This window comes from Acidobacteriaceae bacterium (assembly GCA_035944135.1).
Taxonomy (GTDB): domain Bacteria; phylum Acidobacteriota; class Terriglobia; order Terriglobales; family Acidobacteriaceae; genus Granulicella.
Window position 1 is genome coordinate 72,259 of sequence record DASZBM010000008.1, and the last position, 25,079, is coordinate 97,337.

Annotated in this window: 16 protein-coding genes; 7 read left to right on the plus strand and 9 right to left on the minus strand. The window is 61.0% G+C overall.

The features are described from left to right. Nucleotides 1-110: 110 nt before the first annotated feature. From VGU25_12935 to VGU25_12945, 3 genes are all read right to left on the minus strand, one after another. A complete protein-coding gene (locus VGU25_12935) occupies nucleotides 111-2,681 on the minus strand; it encodes an SUMF1/EgtB/PvdO family nonheme iron enzyme (protein ID HEV2578107.1) in 2,571 nt (856 codons plus the stop codon). A 3-nt stretch (nucleotides 2,682-2,684) separates the two neighbouring features. Beyond that, nucleotides 2,685-4,322: a glycosyl hydrolase family 65 protein gene (locus VGU25_12940; protein HEV2578108.1), complete on the minus strand. Its 1,638-nt coding sequence runs from the start codon at nucleotides 4,320-4,322 to the stop codon at nucleotides 2,685-2,687. An 84-nt stretch (nucleotides 4,323-4,406) separates the two neighbouring features. After that, nucleotides 4,407-7,001, minus strand: a complete 2,595-nt coding sequence (locus VGU25_12945; protein ID HEV2578109.1) for a prolyl oligopeptidase family serine peptidase — start codon at nucleotides 6,999-7,001, stop codon at nucleotides 4,407-4,409. Nucleotides 7,002-7,117: 116 nt separating this feature from the next. On the opposite strand from VGU25_12945, the gene VGU25_12950 reads away from it, so the two are divergent. Genes VGU25_12950 through VGU25_12960 form a run of 3 tightly spaced genes read left to right on the plus strand, consistent with a single transcriptional unit; the run spans nucleotide 7,118 to nucleotide 12,695 of the window. Beyond that, nucleotides 7,118-9,031: a hypothetical protein gene (locus VGU25_12950; protein ID HEV2578110.1), complete on the plus strand. Its 1,914-nt coding sequence runs from the start codon at nucleotides 7,118-7,120 to the stop codon at nucleotides 9,029-9,031. Then, nucleotides 9,028-10,152, plus strand: coding sequence for a sialidase family protein (locus VGU25_12955; GenBank protein HEV2578111.1), 1,125 nt, complete (start codon nucleotides 9,028-9,030; stop codon nucleotides 10,150-10,152). Before VGU25_12950 ends, VGU25_12955 begins: the two co-directional genes overlap by 4 nt. Before the next feature lie 5 nt (nucleotides 10,153-10,157). Continuing rightward, complete coding sequence (locus VGU25_12960; GenBank protein ID HEV2578112.1) at nucleotides 10,158-12,695, plus strand: alpha-L-rhamnosidase C-terminal domain-containing protein; 2,538 nt, start codon at nucleotides 10,158-10,160, stop codon at nucleotides 12,693-12,695. 7 nt (nucleotides 12,696-12,702) lie between these two features. Here the strand turns inward: VGU25_12960 and VGU25_12965 are convergent, their stop codons facing one another. From VGU25_12965 to VGU25_12985, 5 genes are read right to left on the minus strand one after another with little or no spacing between them, the layout of a single operon-like run. Beyond that, nucleotides 12,703-13,854 (minus strand): iron-containing alcohol dehydrogenase, encoded by a 1,152-nt coding sequence (locus tag VGU25_12965; GenBank protein ID HEV2578113.1) that lies wholly within the window; start codon nucleotides 13,852-13,854, stop codon nucleotides 12,703-12,705. 9 nt (nucleotides 13,855-13,863) lie between these two features. Further along, a complete protein-coding gene (locus tag VGU25_12970) occupies nucleotides 13,864-14,676 on the minus strand; it encodes an aldolase/citrate lyase family protein (GenBank protein ID HEV2578114.1) in 813 nt (270 codons plus the stop codon). Between the two features lie 40 nt (nucleotides 14,677-14,716). Continuing rightward, complete coding sequence (locus VGU25_12975) at nucleotides 14,717-16,252, minus strand: sodium:solute symporter (protein ID HEV2578115.1); 1,536 nt, start codon at nucleotides 16,250-16,252, stop codon at nucleotides 14,717-14,719. Nucleotides 16,253-16,264: 12 nt separating this feature from the next. Continuing rightward, nucleotides 16,265-17,266 (minus strand): 4-hydroxythreonine-4-phosphate dehydrogenase PdxA, encoded by a 1,002-nt coding sequence (gene pdxA / locus VGU25_12980; GenBank protein ID HEV2578116.1) that lies wholly within the window; start codon nucleotides 17,264-17,266, stop codon nucleotides 16,265-16,267. Continuing rightward, entirely contained in the window at nucleotides 17,263-18,423 is a 1,161-nt protein-coding gene (locus VGU25_12985) for a four-carbon acid sugar kinase family protein (GenBank protein HEV2578117.1), read from the minus strand. The genes pdxA and VGU25_12985 overlap by 4 nt, the downstream gene beginning before the upstream one ends. A 119-nt stretch (nucleotides 18,424-18,542) precedes the next feature. Between VGU25_12985 and VGU25_12990 the strand changes: the two genes are divergently transcribed. Then, nucleotides 18,543-19,382 carry a hypothetical protein gene (locus tag VGU25_12990; GenBank protein HEV2578118.1) on the plus strand — a complete coding sequence of 280 codons (840 nt, stop codon included), beginning with the start codon at nucleotides 18,543-18,545 and terminating at the stop codon, nucleotides 19,380-19,382. On the opposite strand, the gene VGU25_12995 is transcribed toward VGU25_12990, so the two are convergent. Beyond that, nucleotides 19,379-20,203, minus strand: coding sequence for an AraC family transcriptional regulator (locus tag VGU25_12995; GenBank protein ID HEV2578119.1), 825 nt, complete (start codon nucleotides 20,201-20,203; stop codon nucleotides 19,379-19,381). The genes VGU25_12990 and VGU25_12995 overlap by 4 nt on opposite strands. Nucleotides 20,204-20,277: 74 nt before the next feature. Between VGU25_12995 and VGU25_13000 the strand changes: the two genes are divergently transcribed. The 3 genes from VGU25_13000 (at nucleotide 20,278) to VGU25_13010 (ending at nucleotide 25,062) form a co-directional block, all read left to right on the plus strand. Then, on the plus strand, nucleotides 20,278-21,099 hold the full coding sequence (locus tag VGU25_13000) for a phytanoyl-CoA dioxygenase family protein (GenBank protein ID HEV2578120.1): 822 nt from the start codon (nucleotides 20,278-20,280) through the stop codon (nucleotides 21,097-21,099). A gap of 109 nt (nucleotides 21,100-21,208) precedes the next feature. Beyond that, nucleotides 21,209-22,567, plus strand: a complete 1,359-nt coding sequence (locus tag VGU25_13005; GenBank protein HEV2578121.1) for a glycoside-pentoside-hexuronide (GPH):cation symporter — start codon at nucleotides 21,209-21,211, stop codon at nucleotides 22,565-22,567. Nucleotides 22,568-22,584: 17 nt separating this feature from the next. Continuing rightward, nucleotides 22,585-25,062, plus strand: coding sequence for a TIM-barrel domain-containing protein (locus VGU25_13010; protein HEV2578122.1), 2,478 nt, complete (start codon nucleotides 22,585-22,587; stop codon nucleotides 25,060-25,062). The last annotated feature ends 17 nt before the right edge of the window (nucleotides 25,063-25,079 follow it).

Below are 25,079 nucleotides of genomic sequence, written 5' to 3' on the forward strand. Positions count from 1 at the left end.
GTTGAAAAGGTTCGATCTGCTGCGGTTGTGCGACCACTTTCGGGGTCCTTCGACTGCGCGCCTACGGCGCTTCGCTCAGGATGACAGAGTTGATGTAATTCGCTCATGAGCTAAAGGCCATCGGGTTCGGGGGCGTTGGTGGTGGGTTGTTTGTCGGGAGTGGTGTCTGGAACATCGGAGTTGAGGAGGGTCTTGTTGCGCCAGCGGCTGGTTGCAGTGAGGTGGCCGGTGGCGTCGTAGTTTTGCCAGGTCCAGGTGCCATCGGCGTTGTAGCTCTTGAGCCAGATGAGCGTGCCATCGTCGCGCTGGTAGCGCTCCTCGCCGATCTTGGAGCCGTTATGGAAGTGGACGGTCCACATGGGGCGGCCGTCGGGGTAGAAGAAGTGTTCTTCGCCATCGAGGACGATGCGACCGTCGGGGAGAGTTCCGGTGGTCCAGGTGGATTTCGTTTTACCGTTCGCGTAGCGCTCGATGTGATGTTGAACATCCTTCAAGCCCACCCATGACGACTTCGTCGTCATGAATGGGGCACCCTTTGTGTTGGTAGTTCCATCATCCGTTTTGTCGGTCGTTCGAGGCGAGTTGCTCGGAGTCAAGTCACCGACGGTTTTGTCGAGGAGCCAGGCTTCGTTGAGCTCGATCTCGTAGTTGACGGTGTTCTTGGTGGTGGCGATGTGGATGATGCCGTCGGGGCCTTGGGTTGCGGTCGTGTAACCGACGGTGAGGATGTTTGAGGGCAGGCGCTTGATGGTCCAGTTCTTGCCGTCGTCTGCGGAGAGCGCGACGTAGGCGCCGTCCTTGTGAATGTGTTTCTGGTTCTTCGGATTGAAGTCGGCGACGAAGAAGAGCTTGCCATCGAGCAGGCGTATGACGGAGGGACGTTCTCCGCTGGCGAGTGGGTCGAAAGGCAACTTGGATTTCGTCCAGGTTTTGCCATCGTCGTGTGAGGTGGCGAGCGGCATGCGGCCATCGATGTTGGAGTTCTTGCCGCCGAAGCCGAGCAGGTCGCCATTGTGTGCAAAGACGATAGTGGTGTGACGCCCGGCGGTGCGGCCTCCGGTGTCGAACCATGTGCGGCCGTCGTCGGGCGACTTCCAAACGGCACTGATGGAGCCGTTGCCGTCGGAGTCCTTGCCGGTGGAATCGGTGGCGATGTAGATCGTCCCGTTGGGCCCGCGCACGACGGAGTTGATGGGCTGCGAGACGTAACGGCCGATGGGTTGCGGGAACTGCGGGAAGTGGGCCGCGGACCATGTCACGCCGTTGTCGTTCGAGGTGGCGAAGGCGAAAGGCGGAGCGCCGATGAGGCGGGCGAATCCCCAGAAGAACCAGACGCGGCCGCCGGGCTGCGCACGGAATTTGGGGTCGTTCCAGATGACAGGACCGGCGAGGCCGGCGTCGGCGAAGATCGGGAACGGCTCGGGCATGTCCCAGTCGTTGGTGCCGGCGCGGCGGCGCATGACCATGACAGTCTGATCGGGGTCGTCTTCAAGGTCGGGCGTGTTGTAGAAGGCGGCGAGCAGGTCGCCGTTGGGGAGAACCTGGATCGCGGAGTTGTGATAGTTGATGCCGAGTCCACGTGCGAGGCCGAGACGCCAGCCGACGGCGGGCATGCTCTTGCCGCCGAGGTTCGGGAAGAGCTCGTGCGTGCGGTAGAGCGGCTTCTGCGCGTCGAGGTGATCGATGGACCTTGAGAGCGCAGGTGCACCGGTGATGGAGATCTGGTGAACGGCGGTTTCAAAGAAGTGGTGCTGCGGCGGGGTGAAATTAGGTGTGGGCATCGGCGCCTGCACAACGCGAAAGCCAACGTTGCCGGTGAGGGACGCGTAGGACGGCGGCAGGCTTGCGCGATTGGCGGGGCGCGAGAAGTACGGCGCGGTTGCGGGGACGTTGAGGTCGGGTGAGGTCTTGGTCGCGGTGTGACGCCAGTCGAGGCCGCCGCCGCGGATGACTCTCGTCATGGACGATGAAGCGCCGGTCGGGTTCGTGGCTTCGCTAGGTTGGTAGGGGCCGTAGTTGTCGAGCGTCCACTCGGGGCGGCCAGCCTCCTGATTTTCGACGCCGAAGGCATTCGGCTGATCGAGCGGCAGCGGCGTGTCAGACGCGCCGAAGATCTTCGTTCCGCCGGCGCGGGCGACGTACTCCCATTCGGCTTCGGTGGGCAAGCGCCAGGGCTTTCCGGTCTTTTGGGTGAGCCAGCGGCAGTACGCCATCGCCTGCTCCCAGCTGACGCCGGCGGCATACGCGGGTGTCGCCGTGTGCGCTTTGTAGCCGGGGTCGAATTTTGCGAACTCGGCAGGCGAGACCTGCGTGATGCCGATCTTGAATGAATGTGTGAGGCGGACGGTGTGGGCGGGGACTTCGTCGAAGTCGCCATGCGCGGGACGCGTGGACATGACGCCGAAACCCTTGGTGATGTCAGGCGGGAGCGCGGCAGCGTCGGCGCCCATGCGGAAGGTGCCGGGTTGGATCTCGACTGTGGCGGGGATGCCGTTCGGCCCGATCGGTGGTGCGTTGCCGGGCATGCGCGCGAGGACTCCGTCTTTTTGGGCGGCGAGGGCGGTGGCGAGAAGGGCTGCGGTGAGGATAAGCGTGCTGCGGAGCCCACTCATGACGACGGTAAAGCTGTCGTCATGAATGGGGCACCCGGTTTTGCGGCGGCGTGGGGAGAGCTTCAGCATGAGTCAGTTGGGGAGGGGGGCTTCGAGGGGGCCGAGGGCGGGGCGGTGGGCGATGGTGTGGCCGTCGACGGCGAGCCAAAGGCCGCGGCCGTGGTGGTAGTGAGTGCCGGTGCGGTCGAAGGCGATGGTGAGGAGGTGGCCGTGGTACGGGAGGGCGTCGATGGCGAAGTATGTCCAGGAGGCGGGCGCGAGCGGATGGATAACGATGCGGTTGTCGGCGCGCGGGCGAAGGCCGATGAGTCCGGTGATGAGCGGGTCGGCGAATCCGGAGTGGTTGTAGTAGCTGCCGCGGCCGACTTGCTTGTTCTTGGCGAGGAGCATGGATTTGGCGATCCACTCGTCGGTGTCGGCGTCGTAGTCTTCGTCGATCCAGTCGATCGGGTGCGGAAGGGGCTTGCCGGCGACATCGACATTGATGTGCTGCGCGAGGACGTAGCGGGCGAAGAGTTTGTCGTACGCGGCCGGATCGATGGTGTGCGTTCCGAGAGTGTCGAGGTAGTCGGCCAGCGCGGTGAGGGTTTGGGTCATCGCGAAGGGCCAGGCGGGACCGTTCCAGGTGCACTGATCGGAGGATTCGAAGCGAAAGCGGGGGCTGCGGCGCTCGGCCGTGGTGGGCCCGAACTTACCGTCAAAGCCGCGAGGATCGAAGAGCTGATGCCAGGCGATCGCGTGCGAGGGTGCTGGGCTGGCGTAGGCCCACGGATCGTAGCCGATGAGCTCACGGACGCCGGAGAACTGCATGACAATGCCGGGGTCGATGAACTTCTTCTGCGCGCGGATGCCGGAGTCCTTGGCGGGTGAGACGACTTCGTAGAACTGGTCGCGTGGGTTCCAGAGTTTGGTTTCGATGAGGTCGTTGAGGTGGTCGGCTTTGGCGGTGAACTCGTCGGCAATTTTGTGGCTGCCGCCGAGAAGCGCGAGGGCGGCGATCGCGCGCGCGTCCGAGACCATGTAGGAGTTCAGCGTGGGTCGGTAGCCGTCGCCGGAGATGGACTTCTCCATCGCGTCGCGGGTGTCGATGGACCAGAAGAGACCGTTGGGGTCCTGCTGGGTGCGCTCCCACTCGTCGTAGACGCGCATGAAGTCGACAACCAGTGAGACGCCGAGGGTCGTGTCGCCGGTAGCGAGAGTGACGTCGCGGACGGCGGTGGTCAGTGGTTCGGAGTAGTTGCGGGGTCTCGAGGTAGGGCGGTACCAGTAGCGGGCGTAGTCCTCCGCGAAGGCGCGGGTGTGCAGCCAGCGGGCTTCGTTGAGGTGGAAGGGCGCGGCGTCGGAGAGCGTGCCGCGGTCGGTCATCTCGGGGCGATCGAGCCACTCGGTGATGAGGAAGCCGCTGGGTGTGTGCAGGATGTGTTTTTTGAAGGCGTACCAGCGGAAGTAGTACATCTCTTCGAAGGATTTGTCGGAGGCGTCGAACCAGGGGATCTCGCGTGTCATCCAGGGCCAGGCAGCTTCGGCTGGCTGGCCGGGGGTGGTGGGTTCGCCGTTGTAGATGCCTCCGGTCGCCAGCTGCTCGTCGGCTTCGAAGGTCTGGATGTAGTGGCGGTAGTCGGCGGGGCGGAGGAGCGTTTGGGCGGGGGCGATGGCTGCGCAGGCGACCAGCGGGAACAGGGCGAGCCTTATGGTTCGGGCGGCGGGCATTGTGTCAGTGGGCGCGGAAGGGTATCTCCGGCGATGGCAGCACTATAGCGGATAGATGTGGTGCCAGGCAACGTAAAATGAAAGTTAAGGTGCATATTTGGAATTCGCAGCGGAATTAGATGCTGCGGCGGCGCGCTGCAGCCAGGTGGCATAGACGAAGTCGGATTTGCGTTGATCCCAATCGGAGCGCGGCAGGACGTTGAGCTGGTCTACGGTAAGGTGCGCGACGTCGGCGGCAAGGGCGATAATGCCGGCGTCGCGGTCGGGGCGGTCGTAATTTTTGGAGAAGCCGGCGCCGACCTGTGCGGCCCAATCGCCGATGCGGACAGTGGGGAGGGTGTTCGGGTCTTTGTCGCGCCAAGCGGGGAAGTGGAGCTGGTTGTTGAGCCAAGTGGCGGCGCGTGGTGTGACCCAGGAGGGGCGATGGCTGGCGCCGGGGTCGAAGTAAGTGGTGAAGACGCCTTTGTCGGACCCGTTGAGGGTGATGACGCGATCGCGGAGGCTGGCGAAGAAGTCAGGGCCGTGGTGCGGGATGTCGACGACGGTGTCGGCGGTGCCGTTGATGATGAAGGTGTCGCCGCGGCGGGCGGCGAGCGTGAAGAGGACGGCGGGGCGGTCGCCGAGGAAGGCGAGAGAGCGATAGGGTCCGCCCTGGCACATCATGACGTGGCTGAGGTCCCAGTAGCCGTCAGGGCCGTCGAGGTCGCCGCCGCCGACGAGGAGCACGGAGTGGATGCGCGGGTCGACGGCGCCGGTGAGCGAGGAGATGAATGAGCCCATGGAGAAGCCGAGGATGGCGATGCGGCGCCGGTCGACGTCATGGCGCGAGGAGAGATAGCTGACGGCCTGCATGACGTCGGTGATCATGAGGCCGCCCATGCGCTGCGGCATGGATTCCGGGTTGACGACGAGCTGGTCGTGCTCGCCAGTGAAGTCCTTGTGGTCGTCGTTGCGCTCGCCTTCGCCGATGGGGTCGTAGGTGACGACGACAGCGCCGGCGCGAGCGTAGAGGACGCCGGTGTAGTACGAGTACCAGGATGATTTGTCTGCACCGTGGCCGTTGACGACGACGATGCCGGGCACACGTTTGGCGGTGATGTGTGTGGGGCGGTAGATGACTGCGGGAATGCGCAGATCGTAGGCCGTGGTGTAGATCACTTTGTCGATGGTGACGCCGGGTGTGATTTCAGTGGATGAGATGGTTTGCGTTTCAAGCTTCGGCAGAGGGTCGGGGATGAAGAGTGTGCGGCGGATTTCGCTGCGCCAGTTGTTGATCTGTGCCTTCGTAGCGGGATGTGGCGGGAGCGGAGGCTCTGCGGTGCCGATCATGGATGTGGGTGGAGTGAGATCGGGCTTGCCCCAGCGGTTGTCGAGGAAGTCAAGATAGTGCTGCCAGTCGAAGGCGGTGACGTCGTGTTTGCCGGTGCGCTCATGGTAGGCGACGAAGCCGTCAAGACCGATGGGGTGGTCGAGTTCCGGTTGTGGCGTGTCGGGTGCGAGTGCGGGTTTGCCGAGAAGTTTGTAGACGCGGCTGGCGCTGACGGCGGAGAGGAATTCGCCTTTGGGATCGGACCACTCATCGCCGACGGCAGAGCCGACGTAGAGCGGGCGCGGAGCGATGAGCGAAAGAAGGAGGTTTCCGTCGGCAGGGATGTCGGAATCGCGGCCGACCCATCTGGCGTAGTTGGGGCAAAACCAGTACGGGAAGGAGTGCTCGAGGTGCGCGACGGTTTCACCTAGAGCGCGGCGCTGGATGGATTGGCCGCCGTGGCCGCTCTCGTTGGAGAGAACGGCGGCGAAGCGGGGGTCCTGCGCGGCAGCCCAGTCGGCGGCTTTGCCCAGGCGGCTGTGGCCGATTACGGCGACGTGGTTGGGATCGACGTAGGCGTCGAGCTGGAGGTAGTCGAGAGCGCGGCTGAGACCCCAAGCCCAGAGGCCAATGGCTCCCCAGGCGTTGGGGGCGTTATCGATGGGTCCGAAGAGATTGCGCGCGCTGTACTGCGTGGCGTTTTTGAAATCGGGTTCGAGATCGCCGTAATAAGCAGTGGCAACGCCGTAGCCGCGTGAGAGCAGCATGCGGACCTGCCATTGTTGGGTGGCGCTGCCACGTGATTCGGGTGACGGGGCGAGGCGCTGGAACTGCGCAGAACCTTTGGGTTGAATCCAGAGGGCAGTAGGAAGAATGGCGGGGTCATCGATGACGGTTTGATTGCCGCCGAAGTTGAGGCCGAGTACAACGGGGACAGGATGATGCGCGGCAGCCGCGGCGGCGGGGACGTACAGCAGTAGGCGCATGGTGCGGAGAACCTGCGGCGAGGGCTTGATGCCGGGTGCGGGTTGGAAGGTGAGATCGATCTGCTCGCGGACGGCCAGGCCATCGAGTGCGTGTTCGTTGTGTTCGATGATGTGTGCGTGCGTGATGGCATTTTTTGCCAAGACAGGTGTGACGCCGAAGACGTTGTCTTCGAAAAGGCGGAGGATTTCGGGGCGGCTCTGGGTGAACCACTGCTGCGGTGTGGAGACGGTATGGCCGTCGGCGAGCCGCAGGGGATCGAGGAGCTCGTACGGAGGGATTTTGGATTCGTCGTAGTTGTAGCCGGCGATGTGTTGAGCGCGGATGGGAAGGGCGAAGAGGACGAGTGAAAGAGCGAGCAGGGAAAGGCAGCGTGTGTGGGCCATCGGCATCTCTGATTTTCATTTTTATGCTTTTTGGGGATGAAATGGAAAAATCGAATGATGAAATGAGTGTTTACACCGGTTTTCGCGGGATACTGTCGAGGTCAGAGGCGAGATTGATGATGCGTGCATGGTCGGCGACCGGTGTGTTGATGCTGTGCTGTGCGGCGTACGCGCAGAAGGCGGTGATGCTTCCTGAGGCGAAAGCGCCCGCGCAGGCTGTAGCGCAGCGGTTTGAGTTTGCGAGTGACGGGCCGGTGGGGCCAGGGTGGACAAGGCCGGATGCGATTGCGCGCGTGTACTTCAATGGCGAGTTGCCGGCGCTGTTTCGAAGGACGCTGCAATTCGATAGTGATGTTCCGGAGCGGACGAAGTTGTCGTGGATATTTACGGGGCCGCGCGCGGGGATGACGGTTGAGTTGACCAGTTCCAAGGTGCGGCTGGTGGAACGTTTTTATGATTCGACCGCGCTGGATGGTGGAGGGAATTATCCGGAAAAGACGGTGCGTGAGGAGGAGCAGCAATACACCGGGCATGCGGGCGCGCTGACTGTGGTGGTGGATGCGCATTTGTCGGTGCAGGTGTTGCTGAATGGAGAGCGCGTGCTGGTCGCTCCGCTGCTGTTTGATCTGACGCGGCAGCAGTTGATGTTTTCAGGGCCGCGCAATGAGCACCTGACGCTCTCCGGTGCTTTGCTGGCGGAGACACCGCAGGATGCGACGGTGACGGTGGACGCGGCGAAGGTGCATCAGGAGATGATTGGATTTGGTGGGAGCCCGAGTGTGCCGGCGTATGCGGAGCTGAGCGATGAAGGCAAGCGGATTTACTGGCAGACGCTGAAGCGGTACAACCTCCTGGTGGATCGCGAGTACCCGATGGGCACGCAGTTGAAGCAGGATCTGTCGAATATGGAGGATTTGAAGGACGCGACGCCGCACTACTACGGCGATAACTTTCCGAATGGTGAGGTGTCGGATTTTGACTACAGCAGACGCACGCGGGAGATGGGCGGGGAGGTGCTGTATGAGATGTGGGCGCTTCCGGAGTGGGCGGTCCAGGCGTACACGCCGGAGGGCAAGCCCGTGATTGATGCCTGGGGCAAATCGGTGAAACGCGCGGCGAAGCCGGATGTGTATGCGCGCATCGTCGTGGAATTTTGCAAGAGGGCAAAGGAGCGCAGTGGCGCGGCGCCGGAGATTGTGGGGATTCAGAATGAGGTGGAGCAGCCGCCGGAGATTTTTGCGGCGATGACGACGGCGGTGCGCAAGGCTCTGGATGCCGCGGGTTTTCAGTCAACGAAGATCCAGATGGCGGATGCGCCGTATTCGTGGATTGCAGTGCGGCGCATGGACGACGCGAAGAAGTTTGCGGAGGAATGGCGCGCAACGAACTTTACGGCGGCGCACCAGTATGACTACCAGGAGTTCCTGGCGAATCCGGATATGTATGATGCGCGGCTGCGCGCGATGCATGAGGCTAGTGCGGGCAAGCCGTTTCTGGCGACGGAGATTTGTTTGAACGATGGGGCGTACCAGGAGCCGTCGTACAGGATTGCGCTGCAGGTTGGGCAGCTGTATCAGAAGGATTTGACTGAGGCCGATGCAGAGATGCTGTTGTATTGCTGGTTGCTGCTGGATGTGGAGCAGCCGAGCTTTGGGGCGTCGCGCTCGCTGATGGTGCCGGATCGTGCAAAGAATTGGGTGCCAGTTGCGTCGAGCTTTCAGTTGAGGGTGTTGGGGGCGTTTAGCCGGCATGTGCTGAAGGGGATGCGTAGAGTGGACGCGCGCACGCCGAATGGCGATCTGCTGACGGCTGGCTTCACGGATGGGAAGCGCAATAGCTTGATTGTGCTGAACCGGTCGACCGAAGCGCAGCGGCTGCGCGTAGATTGGACCGGCGTGCAGTGGACGCGGATGGAGCGGACCAGTTTTTACAGTGAGAATGTTGAGGCGGCGGTGCCGGGTGAAATTGTTGTGCAGCCGGGTGAGATTGTGACGCTCGCGGACTTCAGCGCGGATGAGGCTTCGAGGTGAGGGCTCGTGTAGCAGTGCTGTGTGGTGCGTTGATGGTGGCGTGCGGGTTGAGTGCTCAGGTGGCGCACAATACGGATCAGGGTGTGCATCCGAAGAGTGAGTTTATCTTTCAACCGGGATCGGCGCCGTTTCCGGAGTGTCATGCGTCGACGATTGTGGAGTTGCACGGCGGCGAGCTAATGGCGGCGTGGTTTGGCGGAACACACGAGCGCGCGCCGGATGTGGCGATATGGACGGCGCGTTACATGAATGGCGCGTGGTCGAAGCCCGCGGAGGCCGAGCGGGAGAAGAATATTCCAACGTGGAATCCGGTGCTGTTTCACACGAAGGATGGACGGTTGTGGCTGTACTACAAGGCTGGGCCGGATACGGGGAGTTGGTCGGGCGCGCGGATGTGGAGCACGGATGAGGGCAGGACCTGGTCGAAGCCGGAGCGGTTGCCGGCGGGATTGCTGGGGCCGATTCGCGCGAAGCCGCTGGTGCTTGAGAATGGCACGATTGTGAGCGGGTCATCTGTGGAGGCGTACAAGACCTGGGCAGCGTGGATTGAACGCAGCACGGACAACGGGGAAACGTGGAGGAAGATCGGCCCGATTGTGGTGACGGAGGCGCAGGACAAAGCGGAGACGCCCGCGCCGGATCCGCCGATGGATAGCGTGGAGATTCGCGCGAAGGATCATGGGCCGAGGGAGTTTGAGGGGATCATTCAGCCGTCGGTCGTGCGGTTGAGTGGGAAGCATCTGCGGCTGTATGCGAGGTCGCGGACGCTGGCGGCGAAGGTGGTTGTGGCGGACTCGTTTGATGACGGAGTGACGTGGACCAAGACGCACTTTCTGGATTTGCCGAACAACAATTCAGGGCTGGATGCAGTGGCGCTGAAGGATGGACGCGTGGTGATGATCTTCAACGACACGCCGCGCGGGAGGTCGCCACTGAACCTGGCGGTGAGCCCAGATGGAGAGCACTTTCGTGTGTTTGCAACGCTGGAGCAGGGCGCGGGCGAGTACTCGTATCCGGCGGTAATTCAGGATGCGAATGGCGATTTGGATATGACATATACGTGGCAGCGGCGATCGATCAAGCATGTGCATCTGCCGCTGAAGGAGGTTCCGGAGCGGTGATGCGAATGAGAAACGTTGGTGTGTTAGGTGCGGTGTTGGCGGGATGCATGGTTGCGGGTGCTCAGGATCTGCCGTTAACGCAGACGTTGAGTCCGAGTCACGTGGAGCCGTTAGATGCCTCGCGTAGGGTGGCCGCGCCGGTACTCGAGAGCAGTATTCATCAGCCGCTGCCGGAGCAGTATGTGTGGACCACGACCGAGAGGCCGAAGGACGGGAAGGTCGTGTACAGGTTTCCGGCGATTACAGAGGAAACGGAGCCGCATTATTTTCGCGCACACTTCCATGTGGACAGCGTGCCGACTGAGGCGACGCTGTATGTCGCGGGCCCGCGATCGGTTTCGGTGTGGGTGAATGGACAACAGGTCGAGAAGGTGGCGAGCGATACGAGTTCGCCGCTGGGCATGCATGTCTTTGCAGCGGCGGTGGCGCAGGCTCTGCGGGCCGGCGATAACGTGATTGCGATTGAAGCGGTGCGTGGCCGCGGCGTAACGGGATTTGCGAACAGCAGATTGGTGCAGCAGCAGACGTCAGGCCGCGTTCTCGTGGCGAAGATTGTGCCGCGTTCGGAGGGAGTCGAAGCCCCGGATCTGATGCACAGCGGGCCGGAGTGGCGGAGCTCGACGGCATTCAACGAAGGATGGGAACGGGTGGGCTTTCATGATGCAGCGTGGAAGCCAGTGGAGGCGTTCGGCGGGATTGAGAGCAGCATCGAGATGTACCAGTGGAATGCGGATGCGGGGCTGTACAACTGGCCGGGGTATGACGGGATCTCGTCGTTTCTGGCGCATATGCCGCTACGTGTGATGAGTGTGATGGCGTCATATGGAGGGCTTGGCGGGTTTCAGGGGTTGAAGAATCTGGAGAGCGGCAACGGCGATGTGGTGGTGCATCTGCCAGCGGCGAAGCTGACCGATGCGGAGGCGCCGAGTGTGATTTTGGACTTTGGGCGCGAGCTAACGGGAAGGCTGGAGATCGATTCTGATTCGGATGAGCCGATGGCGGTGACGGTGCAGGTGGGCGAGTCAGAGTCGGAGGCGCTGAAGGTGCCGTATCTCGGCGTGAATCAGATGACGATTCCTCCGCATGGTTCAGGGCACTCGCCGAAGACCGCGTTCCGGTATGCGCGTGTGCGATTCGTTAGCGGAGCAAGAGATCTGCATGTGAAGTCGATTCATGCGGACCACATCTACTATCCGGTGAAGTACCTGGGCTCGTTTGAGAGCTCGGATCCATTGTTGAACCGGATTTGGGAGACCGGAGCGTACACGGCGCATTTGTGCATGCAGGATGGCGTGTGGGATGCGAGCAAGCGTGATCGCGGACGGTGGATGGGCGATACGGATGTGAGCGGGCCGGTGATCGAGGATGTGTTCGCGGACAAAATGCTGCTGGAGGACACGCTGGATCGGCTGCTGGGCGCGGACCCGCACGCGCCGGTGGATCAGCATGTGAATGGGATCCCGGGGTACTCGTCGTTCTGGTTCACGGGCGTGGCAGATTTTTATCGACACAAGGGTGATAAGGCGTTTCTCGAACGTGAGCATCAGCGCATGCTGGAGCTGCTGCATGTGGTTGATGGCGAGTTTGACCAGCGGAACATCTACGCGAATAACAGCAACGTGTGGCTGTATGTCGATTGGTCGCCGGACTTAAATGGGGACACGCCGGAGACGCGGAGGGCGACCACGTTGGAGTTTGTGCGGGCGTATCGCGAGGCGGCGTTTCTGCTGCATGAGGTTGGCGATGAGGTGAATGCGGCGAAGTATCGCGAGCGTGCCGAGACGGTGAAGGGAGCGGCGGATAAGTATTTGGCGGATCCATCGGGGACGTTTGGACCTCGTTGGGAAACGAATGCGGCTGCGGTGATCAGTGGCGCGGCGGGGCCGGATCAGTATGACGCGATCTGGAGAGATGTGCTTTCGAAGGTGGGGCAACCGGCCGGGCCGGGGCTAGGGCATGGGCCGATCATCTCGCCGTACTACGGCGACTACGTGTTGCGTGCGATGGCAGAGATGAATCATCGCGACGCGGCGCTCGCGTGGATACGGCAGTTCTGGGGAGGGATGATCAACGAGGGCGCGACGAGCTTTTGGGAGGCGTACGACGTCGACTGGTATCACGAAGACTTTCACTCATCGCTGCAGGCGGATAATCGGTCTGGGTACTTTGTGTCGCTGGCGCATGGGTGGTCGTCGGGGCCGACGGCGTGGCTGATGGAAGAGGTGCTGGGGATTCAGCCAACGGGCGCGGGATTTGCGACGGTGAATGTGCGGCCGGATCTGGTGGACCTGCAATGGGCGCGCGGAGCGATGCCGACGCCGCATGGGCTGATCAAAGTGGATGCGCACAAGAAGGGAATTGCGACGGAGATAGCCGTCGATGTGCCGGAGGGTGTGACCGCAAGGCTCTCTGTGCCGGTTTCAAATGCCGGTGTTGCGGCGGCGCATGTGAACGGGAAGACTATGCAGAGCGAGAGCGCGGAGGGTGGAACGCGTCGCGTCGTGGTGCTTGACCATGCGGGACACTACATTGTGAGTGAGTGAGGGATGGTCAGGCGCGGAAGCACTGCGCGTAGATGAACTCTGCGTCGGCTTGCGTGATCTCGCGCGGATTGTTGCGCAACAGGCGCTGGACGGTCATTGCCTCCGAGGCGAGGTGCGGAATCCTGCCGCGGTCAATGCCGTGGCGGCTGAGATCAATGTCGACGCCGCAGTCCCGCGTGAGGTGCTCGAGTTGTGTGGCGCCGGCGAGCGCGGTCCTGAGTGGAGTTGATTGTGGCGTGGCTCCGAGGGCGATAGCTGCGTCGGCGTGGCGTTCGGGACTTGCTTCGGCGTTGAAGCGGAAGACTGCTGGAAGCAGAACTGCGTTCGAAAGGCCGTGCGGGAGGTGGAACTCACCACCGAGGGGATAGGCAAGTGCGTGCACGGCGGCAGTATTGACTGGGCCGAGGCAGAGGCCGCCGTAAAGGCTCGCGCGAGCCATCGCTTCGCGGGCTTCAGCGTCTTCGGGATTGCGGACGGCGCGGCAGAGGAAGCGCGCGCAGAGCAAGATGCCTTCGAGTGCGTAGAGATCGACGAGCGGTTGCGCGAACCGGTTTGTGTAGGCCTCGATGCAGTGAGTGAGCGCGTCGAGGCCGGTGTAAGCGGTGACGGCGGGCGGAACCGAGTGCGTAAGGGTGGGGTCGACGAAGGCTGCGTCGGGGACGAGGTGCGGGCTGATAACGCCTTTCTTTAGTTGCGCGGCTTCATCGAGCAGGATGGCGTTTGGCGAAACCTCGCTGCCAGTGCCGGAGGTCGACGGGATGCAGACGAGGTGGCAGTTGCGCGAAGAGAGCAGGCCGATGCCGAAGGTGTCTTCGATGCGCTGATCGTTGCGCACGAAAGCGGCGAGGAGCTTGGCGAGATCGAGTGCGCTGCCCCCGCCGATACCGACGACGCATCCGGGGTTGGCGGCGCGGGCGTGCGAGAGTGCGGAGTTGAATGCAGTGATGGTGGGTTCGCCCGCTGGTACAGGGTTTGTGGTGACGCTGCATCCTGCGATGATCAGTCCCTCCTGCATGCGATCAACTACCGCTGCGAGCGAGGGTGAGTGAACGATTTGGATGCGTCGCGAGGGAAGAGCCGTGAGATAAGTAAGCGCTTCGGCCAGGCAGCCATCGCCGAAGGTCAGCCGATTCGGTTGCAGGAATGTGACGGAGCGCATGCTCATCGGCTATTTCGCGAGTGCGGGACGCGGCTTGGATTCGTTTTGGACGGCAGCGATGGCTTCTTGTGCAGCGTCAAGTGCGATCTGAGCGCCGGCCTTGAGGCAGACGATGTTGTTTGTGCAGAAGAGAAGGTCGACGCCAAGTCGAACCCAATGGTGGAAGTCTGCGGCACCGCATGCTGTGATGATCTTTTTGCCGTGCTTGCGGGAGACGCGGACGATGTGCTCGGCGGCTTCGAGGAGGTCAGGGTGCGAGGTCTGGCCGGGGATGCCGAGGCTGGAGGCGAGATCAGCGGGACCGATGAAGATGTCGACGTCCGGAACGGAGGCGATCTCTTCGATGCGCTCGAGCGCTTCTTTAGTTTCGATCTGCGCGAGAAGCGTCAGTTCGGTGTTGAGCTTCTGCTGTTCGGCGGGCACGCTGTCGACGATGCCGTAGCGGAGCGCGCGAGAGACGCTGAACATGCCGCGCTCGCCTATGGGAGCGAACTTCGCATAACGCACGAGCTCGTCGACCTCCTCGGGCGTGTCGACCATGGGAATATCGATGATGTCAGGGCCGCATTCGGCGGCCTTGAGGACGCTCTCGCGGCGCGCGTCGGGGATGCGGATCATGGTGAGCATGCCGGTTCCGGTGGCCATGCGGCAGAGATCGGCGGCCTCCGAGAAGCTGATCGGCGCATGCTCCATCTCGATCCAGATGACCTGAAAGCCCATGTGCGCAGCGATCTCGAGAAAGATTGGATCGTAGGAGTAGAGCGCGGCGCCGAGCAGGGGCTGTCCAGCTGCGTCTTTGATGGCTTGATGAAGGCGGTTCATCGGAACTCCTCGGTGGTTGAATGACTGAATCATTGTTTTCTCAGACTCCGGCAGCAACTGGCATTTGTGATTGACGCCGCCACCCCTGCCAGGTGAGGTCGGGCGCTATAGGTGAGCCGGGAAGTAGAAGACTTGCAGCGACGCCGACGACAAGGAGAATCACGTGGCCGATGGCGCCAATCATGTAGTCGTGCCACGTGAAGTTCCAGTGGCCGAGATTGAGGATCTTGCCGCCTTCAGTGAACGTGGCCCACGCGGTGAAGATGAGGCTGACGACGAGGCCGGCGATGGCTCCTTCGCGTGTGGCTCGCGGCATCAGGAAGGCGAGCAGGAAGAGCCCTGCGAGGCCGCCGGCGACGACAGCAGTGATGGTGTAGTAAAGCGAGAGCGCGCTGCCATGCGTGTGCGCGAGACGAAGGGCGACACCAGCGGCAGCGAGTCCGCTGAGTGCGACGACGATGCGGCCGGCGCGCAGAAGCTGTCGGTCGGTGCTGCGCGGGCGTGCAAAGCGGTAGAAGTCTTCGACAGCGATCACGGACAGGCAGTTCATGTCAGAGGCGAGCATGGACATGGCCGAGCCGAGCAGTGCGGCGACGAACAGGCCGGCGAGTCCCGAGGGAATGTGCGTGACGAGAAAGTGCGGGAAGATGGCGTCGGCCCTGGTGATGGATTTTGGGATGGTCTCGCCGGTGAGGCGGTAGAAGCTCCAGAGCAGGCTGCCGATGAGCATGAATGCGGCCCACACGGGAAGACAGAGTCCGGCGCCGAGTGCGATGCCGCGGATGGCTGCGCGGTCGGAGCGCGCGATCAGGTAACGCTGCACGACGGTTTGATCCGCGGTGTACTTCTGCAGGTAGAAGAAGAATCCATAGATGACAAGCACGATGATGGTCGGCTGGTTGAAGCGGAATGTGGTGCTGCCGAGGCTCATCTTGTGGTGGCTCCAGGCGTCAGCGAGAACTGCGTGCGGACCTTGCGGAGGAAGGAAAAGGAGATAAGCGAGAGAAACCAGGATGCCTGCCCAGAGAATGAAGCCCTGCACGACATCGCTCCAGACCACGGCTTCAACACCGCCGATGAGCGTGTAGAAGATGGTGACGACTGCAGTGAGCAGGATGATGCCGGTGATGGGCCAGCCGGTCATACTGGCGAGCGTGAGCGCGAGCAGGTAGAAGACGAAGCCCATCTTGGAAAAGTGCCCGATGGCGAAGGCGAACGATGAGTAGAGGCGGACGCCGCGGCCGAAGCGACGGCCGAAATACTCGTAGGCGCTCATGCAGACGACGCGACGAAAGAAAGGCACGATGACGGAACCGATGAGGCCGAGGACTCCGACGAAGAGGATGCCAGGGACGAGCAATGACCAGTCGCCCGCGTAGGCCGCGCCGGGGTAAGCGATGAACGTAACGCTGGTAATGATCGTCGCGAGCAGCGAGAGGCCCATCGCCCATCCAGGTACGGAGCGGCCGGCGACGAAGTATCGCTCCGTCGAGCGCTGACGACGCGCAAAGCGCAGGCCGATCGCAACGAGCGCTGCGAGGTATGCGGCGATGATGATGAGATCGAGCGGACGCATGCAGGACCTGGGCTAAGCCGTTACGGCGTGTTGAAGACGATGGCGCGCCATGGTGACGGCCATGCGAATGGCGGCCTTCATGTTGGCGGCGCCGGCGATGTTTTTTCCAGCGATATCGAACGCGGTGCCGTGGTCGACGGAGGTGCGCAGGATGGGGATACCCAGCGACATGTTCACGGTCGCTTCGAAGTCGAGGAGCTTCATTGGAATGTGACCCTGATCGTGGTACATGGCGACGATGAGATCGTGCGAGCCATTGGCGGCGCGGAAGAAGATGGTGTCGGGCGCGAGGGGGCCTTCGCAATCGATGCCGCGCGCTCGGCAGGCTTCAACGGCAGGAAGGATGAAGCGCTCATCCTCAGTGCCGAAGAGGCCGTGCTCTCCGGCGTGTGGGTTGAGGCCGCAGACGGCGATGCGCGGGCGCGGCTTGCCTAGCAGTTTCATGGCTTCGTCACCGAGCTCGATGGTGCGGATAATGCGCGCTGTGTCGAGGTTGCAGGCCTCGCGCAGGCTGATGTGCGTGGAGACGTGAACGACGCTGAGGCGCTGGCCCGCTAGAAGCATGCGTGAGTCGGGGGCATTGCAGAGTTCCGCGATGTACTCGGTGTGGCCGGAGAACTGCATGCCCGTGAGCGCCACGGCCTCTTTGTTGAGCGGTGCGGTGACCATGGCGTCGGCCTCGCCGCGCAGGCACATAAGTGTAGCGTCGTGCACGTAACGGACGGCGGCTGCGCCATACTCGGCGCGCAGCGTTCCCATTGCAATTGGTGTGCTCGGGGAGAGCATGTGGCAGTCGCGGAACTCAATGGGCAGTGTGTCCATTCGAATGCCGGTGCATTGCTCTGCTGCCGCGACGGCGGCGTAATCGCCCAGGATGACGAAGCGCGCGGAGTCTTGGATGTCAGGATCGGCGAGCGCTTTGAGCGTGACCTCGGCGCCGACTCCGGCGGGATCGCCGAGAGTGATGACGATGGTCGGGCGGAGCTCTTCGCTGGACGGTGCGCGGGTGGTCAAGCGGTTACCTCATGTGAGGCGCGATTTGCTTCCAGTAGACGACAGAGGAGGTCAGGTGCGCCAAAGCCGCCGCTCTTCAGCACGATGCGGACGCCATCGAAGGGGCCGCCCTCGGCGAGCGCGACGGGAACGCCGGGCGCGAACTCGTGCAGGAGACGCAGGGATTGGATCTCGAGTGCGCGGCAGGCGAAGTGCGCGGTGTCGCCGCCTGTCATGAAGAGGCAGCCGATCTGAGCGGGGTCATACGATGAGACGGCGCGGCGGATCTCGTTGGCGGTGGTCCGACCTAACTCGATTGGAACGAGCAGGTCGTCCTGCGTCGAGTGCGTTGCAGGCGAGGGGTGCTCGGCAATTTGTGCCACCTGTTGGAGATGGCTGACTTGCGCACGGCTGACCGGATGCGGGCTGCCGGTGAAGAAGATCGTTGGTCCTTCGCGGAGCTGCTTCGGTGGCTGCGTCGCTAGAGTGGGAAGTTCTGCGGCGAGAGCATGTGCGAGGCCACCGGAACCGATCCAAACGATTTGTTTGCCGAGAGATCGCGCCGCGCGCACGATCTGCGTCAGGTGAGTTGACGTCGAAGCATCGCAGAGTACAGCGCGAGTTCCGATGGACACGCAATCGGTCAGGGAGTCGGCGAGCGATTCGAAGGATTCATTTGCAGCTAGGCTGCCCAGCGAGCAGCCTGCCTGGGCGAGGAGATCCGCGATTGGGACCGAGTGTGTGCCCATGGAGTCGTGAATCTTGAGGACTCCTTGGTGAACGACGCGCCCGAGAGCAGGGTATGCGGGTGCGATGATGGCGATGTCGCAAGGGGCATGCCGCAGGGCTGCGGCGATCTCGACAACGGTGTTGCCGCGGAAGACTGAGTCGACCTTTTTGAAGAGCTCGACACCGGCGGGGAGTCGCTCTACGATGTTTTGCAGGCGGCGCACTGCTTCTTCGGAAAACAGGTCGCGGCTCTCCGTGGAGATGGCACGAAGGCCGGCGTTTTCTGTGGCTTGGCGGGAAATTTGCACCCGGACGGGGTTGCATCGGCAGGTGAAGGCGACCGCAGCATCGCAGGCACCCGTCAGGTCGTCTGCCACGATGGTTAGCGGCGGGCACGCCGGAAGGGTCGGCTGAGGGCCATAATGGATTTCGGCCTTGCCGCTTCGCATTTGATGCTCTCCTGTCCGATCCGCATTGTTTCAAAGGAATGGAAATCATGGCAAGACAATTTTCGAATTGTGCGCAAGAATGGAAGTAATTCAACCCCAAAGAGGAGAGAGCATTTCGAATGAGGCCGACTCTGCGGCATGTTGCCAACCTCTGGACGCTGATGCAGCACCCCTCGCCAGAGCGCGAATGGACACTCGAAGAGAAGCTGGAAGCGATTCAGGACGCTGGTTTTGACGCCGTATGTTGGGCGCCGAGCCGGGCGCTGACCGAGGGTTTACAGAGGCGAGGATTAACCTTCGTCGGCGGAGTTGTGACGAGTGATCCGGCTGCATTCCCGGCGGTGCTGGATGAACTTCGAGACGCCGGAGCGCTGCACGTCAACGTGCAGCTCGGTGGCGATGAGATGTTGACGCCCGAGGCGCTCCAGCTGACCACGACGCTGATGGAAGGGGCAAGAGCGCGCGGGCTGCGTCCCGCGATTGAGACGCATCGCGGCACCTGCACGGAGACACCGGAGAAGATGTACGCGCTGGCGGACGGATATTTTGAGGCGGCCGGAGAGCTGCTGCCGATCTCATGGGATTTCTCGCATTTTGCCGTCGTCAAGCATCTCGTTCCGGAAAACTTCGAGCAGCGGCTGCTAGTTCGTCGCGATCTGGTGCAGAATGCGCAACAGTTTCACTTCCGCCCCTTCAATGGCCATCATATGCAGCTTCCGATCACAAATGGGCGCGGCGAGCTGACGCAGGAAGTGCGTGAGTGGCTCCCATTTGCAGAGGCGGTACTCCGGTTCTGGCTGGAGGGAAACGGCGGAACCGACCGCGAGATATTCGTCTGCCCTGAGCTGGGGCCGGTTGAGGGTGGATATGCGCTGTCGTCGTTTCCGAATAGCTGGGAGGACGCGCAGTTGTTGCGGCGGGAGATCGAAAGACTGTGGCGCCGTGTGGTCGCGAGCTAGGGGCGGTCGCGACGGCGGTACTCGGCGGGCGAGCAGCCAGTGATTTGTCGGAAGACGCGGTGGAACTGCGGATAGCTTCCGAAGCCGGCCGCGAGGGAAGCCTCGAGCAGAGTGCACTTGCCTCGTTCAGCACTAACTTCATAGTGATCGAGGAACCGCTGCATGCGCTGGCGGTTACGAAATTGAACGATCGAGAGGCCAGTCTGCTGTTTGAAGAGCCGGCTGAGCCGTGAAGGACTCAGACTGGCGCGGCTCGCAAGCTGCGAAAGACTGTAACTGTTCTGATCAGAAAGTAGCAGCCGTGCAGTACTCTCGACCCCGGGATGAACGTTACGTACTGGAACTTTACCCGCTTTCTCGAAGCACTTCCAGGCGTGCAGTAGGGTGTAGGCCAGGCTGGCATTGAGAAGCCCCGGTTCGTCTGTGCTTTCGGCGAGGCCGACGAAGAGCTCTTCGAATCGTGTGAGCTGATGTTGGCTCAAGCGGCGGCAGGTGTCGCCGGAGAAATTTCGTTGGAGTAGCGGCAGAGACGCGGTATCTACGGCGCTGCGCCTGATTAGCCGCCGTCGAAAGACGACGATCCACATCTGGAAGTCGGGCGTTTGCTCGAAAAGGACATGTTCCTGCGCAGGAAACAGCCAGAGCAGGTCACCGCGGCGTATCCGATACTGCCGATTCCCCAACAGATATGTCCCGGTGCCATGGGTTACAAGATTCAACTCGAGCTCTACATGATGATGCCGACGGTTGGCTCCAGCTGGATTGGCATAGAGCCACGCTTTGCCATCCATGTTGTCCGGAAGTTTGAGCCGTTGAAGCATGCCGACAAAAAATGATAACAACCCCGAGATAAATGAGAAGCCAATCGTGGCTGCGCTTGACTAAAGTGACTAGCATGAAAATAACGGATCAGCAGCGCGAGCTCTATCGCGACGAAGGCTACATGATTCTTCCGGGAGTCATTCCGCCTGCGATGCTGGAGATGCTGCGCGAAGAGTGTTCCTACTATCTTGGCTACTACGACTCCATTATGGACGCCAAGGGCGTGGAGACCGAAAATATCAGCCACCGCGGCAAGCGCTACTTCATCAACAATCGCTATAGGCTGAGCAATCGGCTGTGGCAGTTCATCTTTAGCGACCTGATGGCGGAGGTCGCACGCGCGACGGTGGGCGACGAAGCGTACCTTTTTCACGAACAGTGGGTAGTGAAAGGCGCGGAGCAGGGCATGAAATTCGCCTGGCACCAGGATAGCGGCTACGTGAAGTGGTACAACCCGACTACGCAACACAAGCCTTATGTAACCTGCTGGTGCACGCTGGATGATGTGAGCGAGGAGAACGGCACGGTGTATCTGCTACCACACTCCCGCGGAGGTACAAAGAGCACGATCATCAATCACACCAAGGAAGACGGCACGAATGACCTCATCGGCTACTCTGGCAGCGATCCTGGCGATGCGCTGATTGTGCCTGCGGGAAGCATTGTCGCTTTCGACAGCTTCGTGTTTCATCGCAGTGGGCCGAACAAGACAGAGCGCATGCGCCGGATCTATCTGCCGCAGTACAGCGCGAAGCCGATCGATCGCCCGGACGGCAAGCCGTGGGCGATGGCGACGCCGTTCCTTAAAGATGGAAAGAACGTTTATAACCACGCTGACGATACGCCGGAACGCTACGGTCCCTTTCCGGAGACAAAAAAGGAGAACGCAGCCTGATTTGGCGAGAGGTTCGGCCAGGTGCCGCGGCGGGACCGTGAAGCCGAACGACAAGGCATCAGATAAGGTTTCGTCACAGAAGAGCGAGTAAGCTGACGAAGAGCGTCGCATGAAGAGCCAAGTTCTCACGACCCGCCTAAGTTACATGTCCAGCGAGGTCGCAGGGCAGCTTATCTTCTGCGTCATTTCGTTTTATCTGCTCAAGTTCTACACGGATGTCTACGGGCTAACAGCCGCCACTGCTGGAGCGATCCTGCTCATTGCGCGCTGCACGGATGCTCTCGACGCACCGGTGTGGGGAATTGTGTTCGAGAAAATGCACAGCCCGTTGGGCAAGAGCCGCCCGTGGTTTCTGTGGTTGTGCGTGCCGTTCGCACTCGCCGGTGTGGCAACCTTTGTTACGCCGAACCTCGGGCCCACGGCGAAGATTGTCTACGCCGCATGCACGTATGTTAGTTGCAGCATTCTGTACACAGGTATCAACACGCCAGTAACGGCGATCCTCGCTTCTTTGACCCCAAGCTCCCATGAACGCGTGGTGCTGACGAGCTTTCGCATGTTCGGGTCGAAGCTTGGCGTTCTGTTTGTGAACCTGACGGTGCTGGGTCTTGTCGCGCGCCTGGGCCACGGCGATAGTCGTCGTGGCTTCATGCTGGTGATGCCAATCTATGCGATCGGCACGGTTGTTCTATATCTGGTGGCTTTTCGCAATTTACGCGAGGTTACGGAGATCAAGAGTCAGCATAGCTCGCTGCGGCACACGCTGCGTGCCTTGAAGGGCAATGCTCCATGGCTGATTATTTTTCTGAGTAGCCTCTTCTTTTGGATAGCCTTCATCGCCCGCATCTCATCGGCACCGTACTTTTTTGAGTATGTGCTGCATCGTGAGGATCTTACCTCGATCGCAAATAGCCTGGATGTCGTTTCGCTCGGGAGCATCTTGTTGCTACCCCTCTTTTGCAAGTGGACTTCAAAACGCAGTGTTTGGGCGTGCGGTCTCGTCGGATCGATGGCCGCGCAACTTGTCGTGTTCGCCGGCGTTCATAATGGCTCCGTCGCACTCGTGATGACGGGTTGGGTCATCGGATTTCTGGCGAGCGGCGTGGCGATGGCGATGCCGTTTTCGTTGCTCTCAGACAGCGTGGATTACGGCGAGTGGAAGGGTGGCGTGCGCGCGGCCGGTCTGCTTACCGCGATTGGTGCGGCGTTCTGCCTGAAGGCGGGCAGTGGTCTTGGCGGTGCATTGCCCGCGTGGATTCTTGCGCATTTCCAATATGTGCCGAATGTTGAACAGACGGCTCGTTCGCTGATCGGGATTGAACTTAGCTGCGTCTGGTTGCCGGCGATTGCTTATACGGTCGCGGTGATTCCCGTGTTCTTTTACCACCGGTACGAAAGACTGGAGCCCCAGATCCAGCAGGAACTCGAAGAGCGCAGGCGCGTTGCTGCGGCAATGAGCAGTATTTAGGGAGTTAATAGCAGAGAATGTTTACGGTCGAGCGACAGTCGGGTGATGCGATCTTCCGCGAAGGTGATCAGATTCTGCGAGTCCGTTTCGTTTCAGATTCGATTGCACGGATTACCTATACACGCGGAAGGGCGTTTCTTGACAAGCCAAGTCGCATCGTCGTCGCACAAGAGGTCGGTGGGGAGTTCGGGCTCCGCGAAGATTCGCAGAGCTATGTGTTATCTGCGGGACCGTTGACTGTGGCTGTAAATAGGTCGACTGGAGCGCTCAGCTATTACAGTCCAACGGGCGATTTGCTAACACGAGAGCCGGACCGTGGTGGTCGGACGCTGGCTCCTAAAGTCGTCATGCGGAACGTCTTCCGCGAAGGTGTGGTGATTGCAACAGCGCAGAGCATCGATGGGGCCCGCGCCACTGTTGCGGAGCACGAGACGATCTTCGATCGTGAGGCATTCGAGGCCAAAGTGGAGTTCGTCTTCGGCCAAGATGAAGCGCTGTTTGGGCTAGGCTCGCACGAGGAAGGTTATGGCAATCTGCGCGGGCATGTGCGTGAGCTCTATCAGCAGAACATGAAGGCTGTTGTGCCGCATCTGGTTTCTACGCGTGGTTATAGCGTGTTGCTCGATTGTTGCTCGCTGACGATCTTCAGAGATGATGACCAAGGTAGTTACTGGTGGGCCGACGTGGTCGACGAACTAGATTATTACTTTATCTACGGCGGAGACTTCGACGGTGTGATGTGTGGCTATCGACGGTTAACGGGAGCGACGCCATTGCCGCCAAAGTGGGCGTTCGGGTATGTGCAGTCCAAGGAACGCTATGTAACTGCTGAGGAGATGATCGTCGTCGTAGCTGAATACAGGCGGCGTCAGATTCCGCTCGACTGCATTGTCCTGGATTGGAAGTCGTGGCCGAATGGAATGGGTTGGGGGCAGAAGTCGTTTGACACGCTGCGCTTTCCGGACCCTGCGGGGTTTATCGAGAAACTGCACGCGATGGGTGCGCGGCTGATGGTTTCGATCTGGCCCATTATGACGGGAGGGTGCGAGAACCAGCGCGAACTGAATGACAGGCACTTGATGCTCGGAAATCAATCAACGTATAACGCATTTCTTCCGGAGGCCCGGGCGTGTTACTGGGAGCAGGCACGACGTGGATTGTTCGCTCATGGAGTGGATGCGTGGTGGTGCGACTGCACAGAGCCGTTTGAAGCCGACTGGGCCGGCGCGGTCAAACCGTCACCAGGGGAGCGTCTGCAAATCAACACCGAGGCGTCGAAACTCTATCTGGACGCGGGCGAGATCAACGCATACTCGCTTGTGCACTCGCAGGGAATCTACGAATGGCAACGCAGCGAATCGAGCGATAAACGGGTGCTTAATCTCACTCGCTCTTCTTACGCTGGCCAGCATCGTTTCGGCACGTTTACATGGAACGGTGATGTGTCCGCAACCTGGGAGACGCTGAGGCGTTGCATTCCTGAAGGCGTGAACTTTTGCGCGACGGGTGAAGCCTACTGGACGGTCGACGCTGGCGGATTCTTCGTCGACAAGCGACCAGATCTCTGGTTCTGGCGCGGTGCTTATTCCGGAGGCTGCCGTGGACTGACACCGATGGACGCCCTCGCGCCGGACCCGAACGATACAGGCTCTACTGATCTCGGGTTCTGGGAGTTGTATACCCGCTGGCTGCAGTACGCAGCGTTTTTGCCCATGTTCCGTTCGCACGGTACGGACGTCCCGCGTGAGATATGGCGATTCGGCGAAGAAGATTCACCTTTCTATAATGCGATCGCTGCGTCCATTCGATTCCGCTATCGTCTTTTGCCGTACATCTATTCACTCGCGGCGGCAGTCACGCGAGACGGAGTCGCCATGGTGCGCGCAGTGGCGCTCGAGTTTCCCTTGGATATCGGCACGCACGCGATCAAGGATGAGTTCCTTTTCGGCCAGTCGCTGTTGGTCTGTCCAGTGACGCAACCTATGTACTATGACCAAGGCTCGCGAGCTATCAATGATGTAGCAAAGTTGCGCGAGGTTTATCTGCCGGCAGGTTGTAAGTGGTTCGATTTGTGGAAGAGCAAGTTGTACGAAGGCGGCCAAACAGTCGTCGTGGATGCACCGCTGGAGCATATTCCGGTATTCGTGCGAGCTGGATGCATCGTGCCAATGACTCAACCGATGCAGTTTGTCGATGAGGTCCGCAATGCGGCATACGAGGTTCGCATCTACACTGGCGCAGATGCATCGTTCCTTCTCTACGAAGACGCGGGCGATGGTTATGCCTACGAAAACGGCGAGTATGCGCAGGTATCAATTGAATGGAACCAGCAATTGCGCCGTCTGATTGTGAATGCACGCGAGGGCGGTTTTCCCGAAATGATTAGGGAGCGGGAGTACCGCATTTTGTTCATTTCAGCAGACGGCACGCGGCAACAGAGCTTGCTGTATAAGGGCGAGGAAATTTGTTTGCGCATAGATGAGGTAGATCGTTGAGATTCAGCGGCTTTCCA

What these genes read in the sequence shown, in the direction of transcription:
- VGU25_12935 (HEV2578107.1), bottom strand. Translation starts at nt 2,681, where the DNA reads ATGCTGAAGCTCTCCCCACGCCGCCGCAAAACCGGGTGCCCCATTCAT.
- VGU25_12940 (HEV2578108.1), bottom strand. Translation starts at nt 4,322, where the DNA reads ATGCCCGCCGCCCGAACCATAAGGCTCGCCCTGTTCCCGCTGGTCGCC.
- VGU25_12945 (HEV2578109.1), bottom strand. Translation starts at nt 7,001, where the DNA reads ATGGCCCACACACGCTGCCTTTCCCTGCTCGCTCTTTCACTCGTCCTC.
- VGU25_12950 (HEV2578110.1), top strand. Translation starts at nt 7,118, where the DNA reads ATGATGCGTGCATGGTCGGCGACCGGTGTGTTGATGCTGTGCTGTGCG.
- VGU25_12960 (HEV2578112.1), top strand. Translation starts at nt 10,158, where the DNA reads ATGAGAAACGTTGGTGTGTTAGGTGCGGTGTTGGCGGGATGCATGGTT.
- VGU25_12965 (HEV2578113.1), bottom strand. Translation starts at nt 13,854, where the DNA reads ATGCGCTCCGTCACATTCCTGCAACCGAATCGGCTGACCTTCGGCGAT.
- VGU25_12970 (HEV2578114.1), bottom strand. Translation starts at nt 14,676, where the DNA reads ATGAACCGCCTTCATCAAGCCATCAAAGACGCAGCTGGACAGCCCCTG.
- VGU25_12975 (HEV2578115.1), bottom strand. Translation starts at nt 16,252, where the DNA reads ATGCGTCCGCTCGATCTCATCATCATCGCCGCATACCTCGCAGCGCTC.
- VGU25_12985 (HEV2578117.1), bottom strand. Translation starts at nt 18,423, where the DNA reads ATGCGAAGCGGCAAGGCCGAAATCCATTATGGCCCTCAGCCGACCCTT.
- VGU25_12990 (HEV2578118.1), top strand. Translation starts at nt 18,543, where the DNA reads ATGAGGCCGACTCTGCGGCATGTTGCCAACCTCTGGACGCTGATGCAG.
- VGU25_12995 (HEV2578119.1), bottom strand. Translation starts at nt 20,203, where the DNA reads ATGCTTCAACGGCTCAAACTTCCGGACAACATGGATGGCAAAGCGTGG.
- VGU25_13000 (HEV2578120.1), top strand. Translation starts at nt 20,278, where the DNA reads ATGAAAATAACGGATCAGCAGCGCGAGCTCTATCGCGACGAAGGCTAC.
- VGU25_13005 (HEV2578121.1), top strand. Translation starts at nt 21,209, where the DNA reads ATGAAGAGCCAAGTTCTCACGACCCGCCTAAGTTACATGTCCAGCGAG.
- VGU25_13010 (HEV2578122.1), top strand. Translation starts at nt 22,585, where the DNA reads ATGTTTACGGTCGAGCGACAGTCGGGTGATGCGATCTTCCGCGAAGGT.